This window comes from Micromonospora sp. NPDC049580, from assembly GCF_040675595.1.
Lineage (GTDB): Bacteria > Actinomycetota > Actinomycetes > Mycobacteriales > Micromonosporaceae > Micromonospora.
Map to the genome: position 1 here is coordinate 1 of NZ_JBFAPG010000159.1, position 2,419 is coordinate 2,419.

General features: G+C 58.8%; 2 rRNA genes (1 of these 2 cut by a window edge). Both read left to right on the forward strand.

What is annotated here, in order from left to right:
* The first annotated feature begins 163 nt into the window (after positions 1 to 163).
* Positions 164 to 1,678 (forward strand): 16S ribosomal RNA (locus tag AB0J68_RS15450).
* 375 nt (positions 1,679 to 2,053) lie between these two features.
* Positions 2,054 to 2,419, forward strand: a 23S ribosomal RNA gene (locus AB0J68_RS15455); it runs 3,037 nt beyond the window's last position.
* Together the 16S and 23S rRNA genes form the textbook arrangement of a ribosomal RNA operon.

Sequence of the window (2,419 nt, forward strand, 5' to 3'; positions counted from 1 at the left end):
CTTCTGATCGGTGTGTGGTTGTTCTTTGAGAACTCAACAGGGTGCTTGTAAAGCCAGTGCCAATTATGATTTATACCCCGGATTGGTCGAGCCTTCGGGTTTGGCTGGTTGGGATTCCTTTGGCAACATTTGTTTGTTGCCGGGACAGCTGTTCCACAATTTTTTGTTGGAGAGTTTGATCCTGGCTCAGGACGAACGCTGGCGGCGTGCTTAACACATGCAAGTCGAGCGGAAAGGCCCTTCGGGGTACTCGAGCGGCGAACGGGTGAGTAACACGTGAGCAACCTGCCCCAAGCTTTGGGATAACCCCGGGAAACCGGGGCTAATACCGAATATTACCTGTGGTCGCATGACTGTGGGTGGAAAGTTTTTCGGCTTGGGATGGGCTCGCGGCCTATCAGCTTGTTGGTGGGGTGATGGCCTACCAAGGCGACGACGGGTAGCCGGCCTGAGAGGGCGACCGGCCACACTGGGACTGAGACACGGCCCAGACTCCTACGGGAGGCAGCAGTGGGGAATATTGCACAATGGGCGGAAGCCTGATGCAGCGACGCCGCGTGAGGGATGACGGCCTTCGGGTTGTAAACCTCTTTCAGCAGGGACGAAGCGAGAGTGACGGTACCTGCAGAAGAAGCGCCGGCCAACTACGTGCCAGCAGCCGCGGTAAGACGTAGGGCGCGAGCGTTGTCCGGATTTATTGGGCGTAAAGAGCTCGTAGGCGGCTTGTCGCGTCGACCGTGAAAACTTGGGGCTCAACCCCAAGCCTGCGGTCGATACGGGCAGGCTAGAGTTCGGTAGGGGAGACTGGAATTCCTGGTGTAGCGGTGAAATGCGCAGATATCAGGAGGAACACCGGTGGCGAAGGCGGGTCTCTGGGCCGATACTGACGCTGAGGAGCGAAAGCGTGGGGAGCGAACAGGATTAGATACCCTGGTAGTCCACGCTGTAAACGTTGGGCGCTAGGTGTGGGGGGCCTCTCCGGTTCCCTGTGCCGCAGCTAACGCATTAAGCGCCCCGCCTGGGGAGTACGGCCGCAAGGCTAAAACTCAAAGGAATTGACGGGGGCCCGCACAAGCGGCGGAGCATGCGGATTAATTCGATGCAACGCGAAGAACCTTACCTGGGTTTGACATGGCCGCAAAACCTCCAGAGATGGGGGGTCCTTCGGGGGCGGTCACAGGTGGTGCATGGCTGTCGTCAGCTCGTGTCGTGAGATGTTGGGTTAAGTCCCGCAACGAGCGCAACCCTCGTTCGATGTTGCCAGCGCGTTATGGCGGGGACTCATCGAAGACTGCCGGGGTCAACTCGGAGGAAGGTGGGGATGACGTCAAGTCATCATGCCCCTTATGTCCAGGGCTTCACGCATGCTACAATGGCCGGTACAATGGGCTGCGATACCGCGAGGTGGAGCGAATCCCAAAAAGCCGGTCTCAGTTCGGATCGGGGTCTGCAACTCGACCCCGTGAAGTCGGAGTCGCTAGTAATCGCAGATCAGCAACGCTGCGGTGAATACGTTCCCGGGCCTTGTACACACCGCCCGTCACGTCACGAAAGTCGGCAACACCCGAAGCCGGTGGCCCAACCCTTGTGGAGGGAGCCGTCGAAGGTGGGGCTGGCGATTGGGACGAAGTCGTAACAAGGTAGCCGTACCGGAAGGTGCGGCTGGATCACCTCCTTTCTAAGGAGCACCTTCCGACGAAAGTCGGTAAGGAGCCCGCACTGCCCGAATGTGGTGGTGGGGTGCTCGAATGGCGGAGACACTGGCAAGTTTTGCCCTGGCAACGGCCGGCGGCGCCTAGTACAGCCACTCTCGGGTGGTGGGAACGGATGCTGTTGGTGCGGCTGGGGGGGAATGTGAGCACCCTGTTGGGTCCTGAAGGAACAACCGTCGTGTTGTTGTTTCAGAGCCGTAGCGAGCCTGTGGGTTCGTGAGGTTGCCAGGCATGGCCTGGCCCCACATACCGCCGATCGGTGATCGGGTTTGGTGTGGGGCGGATCGGGTTGTGGGTTGGTCGTTTGTTGAGAATTGCACAGTGGACGCGAGCATCTTTGTGGTCAAGTTGTCAAGGGCGAACGGTGAATGCCTTGGCACCAGGAGCCGATGAAGGACGTGGGAGGCCGCGATAGGCCTGGGGGAGCTGTCAACCAAGCTGTGATCCCAGGGTGTCCGAATGGGGAAACCTGGCACCAGTCATGTGGTGTCACCCACACCTGAACACATAGGGTGTGTGGAGGGAACGCGGGGAAGTGAAACATCTCAGTACCCGTAGGAAGAGAAAACAAATAGTGATTCCGTGAGTAGTGGCGAGCGAAAGCGGATTGAGGCTAAACCGGCTGCGTGTGATACCTGTCAGGGGTTGCGTGGTCGGGGTTGTGGGACCCTACTGAACAAGCTGACACTTGTTCGAGGAGTTACAAC